This is a genomic window from Photobacterium sp. OFAV2-7 (assembly GCF_022347985.1).
Lineage (GTDB): Bacteria > Pseudomonadota > Gammaproteobacteria > Enterobacterales > Vibrionaceae > Photobacterium.
The window spans coordinates 1-3,025 of record NZ_JAKRFQ010000668.1 but is presented as its reverse complement, the minus strand read 5'-3'; the positions used below and the strand labels follow the sequence as shown (position 1 = coordinate 3,025).

Sequence of the window (3,025 nt, the reverse complement as noted above, 5' to 3'; positions counted from 1 at the left end):
AGCTTGTTAATGCCTTCACGATCAAACTGCTGACCGTCAAAGTGACAAACGAGGTGATTGGTCAGCAGCGCGTTCTTGATGATCTCAATCACATGGTAGTTACCGTCTGTCAGGGGAATTGCCAGTTCTTCTTCTGTTACCGCTTTATGTGGTCAGATCATGCAGCTGTTACCATTCCTGGCCGGGATTATCGCGCTAATCGCCGTAATCACTGTTCTCATTAAAAAGAGAGCACAGCAGCAAATTGCTAGCGAGGCATAAACACAAGCAGTAACATTCAGTAAGCCAACTATCAATGAGTTGGCTTACTGTCGTCTCTCGGCACAGAACAAAGAGGGGGAATAACCTTCCTGTCAGCAGGATGGCTGACAAAGTGACACTGAACGAATATATTCATCTATTCAAATAACGTCGTTCATAAACTTCTTTCGACAGAGATAATCGATACATGGACAGTCATACGCCAACTTCTCGAACAATAACCCAACTGCCAACTATAGAAACATCACGCTTATTTCTGCGTCCCGTTTCAAAATCAGATCTAGATCTATACCGAAAGCTACTCTCATGCCCGATAACAACCCGATACCTTCCCGGAGGTAAACCCTTCGATGACGACTATATCAAGAGCTACCTAGCTAATCGTGTAAAACATTGGGAACAGGGATTTGGGACCTTCGCTATTTTCAGTAAAGCTGAACCGGGCATAAAGCTCGGCTATGCGGGCGTTGAGCAGACAACAACCCCGGATTGTTCCGATATCCGGTATGGCATTACTCTGGAAGAAAACGGAAAAGGTTACGCACTAGAAGCAGCCAAAGCTGTGCTCGATTTTACGTTCGGACTTGGACTTCACCACAAGATCTACGGCGTGGCTGTTATCGACAACCATGCATCGGTGAAAATCTTAAAGCGCTTGGGGATGAAAGAAGAAAACGCCGTCCGCCTCTATGACAGCGATGATTTAGTCACCTTATCGATATCCGCCAGCTAGGGCAAACAGGCAATATGGCGAGCGGGCTTATCAGTCCAAGCTCGCCCATTACAATCGTTGTTTACTGCCAATTAGCGCCAACTACTGCCAAAACAGCCAGGCAAAAATGGCCAGGGCAATGATACAGGCGATGTTAACAATCACCCCCACTCGCATCATCTCTCGCTGCTTGATGTAACCCGAACCGAATACGATCGCATTGGGCGGGGTTGCCACCGGCAACATAAAGGCACAGGAAGCCGCAACACCAATCAATGCCGCCAAAATCACCGGAGGTATTCCCAACACCTCAGCGATAGAGGCAAATATCGGCACCAGCAAAGCAGCACTAGCAGTATTACTGGCAAACTCCGTCAGAAATACGACAAAAGCAACCACAATAAGAAAGACGAAAAACAACCCAGCCTGTTCAAGTAGCCCACTCAAGCTGTGAGCCAGAAAGACACTGGTCCCGGTCTCCTTGAGAATATTACTCAAACATATCCCGCCGCCGAACAGCAGCAAAACGCCCCAATCGGTGGTTTTATCGATATCTTTCCATTCTACAACCCGGGCAACACCCAGCATTACAATCGCCGACATTGCAACCAGACTGTCAAACTTGCTAAAGCCACCCAAAATAGCATTAAGCGGCTTACTGAAAATCCACAAGGAAACGGTAATTGCGAAAATAACCAGGGTAGTCAGCTTGGCATTGTCCCACTTGACCGGTTCATGGGTGATCTCAAACGTATACTTCAGGTTTGGCTTTAACATCAGATAGAGCAGTGCCACCACCATCGGCAACAGCATCAATGTGATTGGCAGCCCCAGCGCCATCCACTCGGTAAAGCTCAATCCAACCTCAGTAGCCGCAATCGCATTGGGCGGGCTGCCGACAATCGTCGCGATACCGCCGATACTCGCGCAGTAGGCGATCCCGAGCAGAATAAACACATAGGTATTATGCTCTCGCTTGGCATCCACCTTGTTCAGTATTCCCAGCACCAGAGGTAACATCATGGCCGTCGTTGCCGTGTTACTAATCCACATCGACAGCACGGCCGTGACCCCGAATAACATCAGGGCGGCAATGGCCATATGTCCGTTGGCCAGCAACAGAACCTTGTCGGCAATCGCTTTGTCCAGCTCTTGCCGATGCATAGCGGCCGCCAGCGCAAATCCACCAAGGAAAAGAAAGATGATCGGATTGGCGAAATTACTAAGGGCTTGCGGGGTCTCGAAAATCCCCAACCCGACAGCCAACAGGGGAACTAATAGGGCTGTAATGCTGATATGAATTGCTTCTGTCAGCCACAAAATAGCAATGAAGATTAATAAGCTGAGCCCAAGTACGACATCAGGCTCAAACGGCAGGGTATTTAGCATCAGCACCAACAAAGCCACATCGGCAAGAAAAATGATGCTGTTACGGTCAAACAACCATTTTTTAATGGCGAGGCTTAAGGTTGTCATACGCCTTCCTTACTGGTAGTCCTTAATCCACGGCGCAACCATAAAGAAACAACCGGATATTTTGCCGGTACAGACTTTCCAAATACCCAATAGTCTCTTCTTCCGATTGGCCTTCCCTTTTTAGCGGATAGAAGAAAAAAGGCATCATCACCAGCGCATTGAAGCTGTCTTTTAACAAGGAGACATCCAGGCTGGGATCAATAAAGCCTTTTTCCTGCAAAGTCGTAAATATCTTGATATGAAAAGCATCGGTATAGGACAGGATAGATTCATCAATATAGCTCCGGCGCGGTCCTTCATTAAGCACCAGCGTTTTATAGATGATACCCAGCAGCTCCGGATACTCGATATCCAGATAAAAGATTGTCATAAACAGCTCTTCAATCGTATTTCGGTTTGAAGAGGCTTTCTTGAGCTGGTCCAATTTTTCAAAAAACGGGGCGTAGATATCGTCAAACACCGCTTTGTACAGTCCGGCCTTATTCTCAAAATAATAGCTGATTAAGGCGACATCGACCCCAGCTTCCTCTGCGATTCTCCGCGTAGTGACCTTGTTATAGGAATGCTTCATAGATC

4 protein-coding genes are annotated in these 3,025 nt (G+C 47.4%); 2 read left to right on the top strand and 2 right to left on the bottom strand.

Going from position 1 to position 3,025, the window contains the following annotated elements:
* Both MHN01_RS22755 and MHN01_RS22750 read left to right on the top strand, forming a co-directional pair.
* Positions 1 to 224, top strand: a 224-nt coding sequence (locus MHN01_RS22755) for a hypothetical protein (RefSeq protein WP_239413622.1), incomplete at its 5' end; no start/stop codon positions are given.
* A 224-nt stretch (positions 225 to 448) separates the two neighbouring features.
* A complete protein-coding gene (locus MHN01_RS22750) occupies positions 449 to 994 on the top strand; it encodes a GNAT family N-acetyltransferase (RefSeq protein WP_239413621.1) in 546 nt (181 codons plus the stop codon).
* A gap of 81 nt (positions 995 to 1,075) precedes the next feature.
* On the opposite strand, the gene MHN01_RS22745 is transcribed toward MHN01_RS22750, so the two are convergent.
* Positions 1,076 to 2,449 carry a DASS family sodium-coupled anion symporter gene (locus MHN01_RS22745; RefSeq protein WP_239413620.1) on the bottom strand — a complete coding sequence of 458 codons (1,374 nt, stop codon included), beginning with the start codon at positions 2,447 to 2,449 and terminating at the stop codon, positions 1,076 to 1,078.
* 22 nt (positions 2,450 to 2,471) lie between these two features.
* The coding region (locus MHN01_RS22740; protein ID WP_239413619.1) for a TetR/AcrR family transcriptional regulator at positions 2,472 to 3,025 on the bottom strand (554 nt) is incomplete at its 5' end.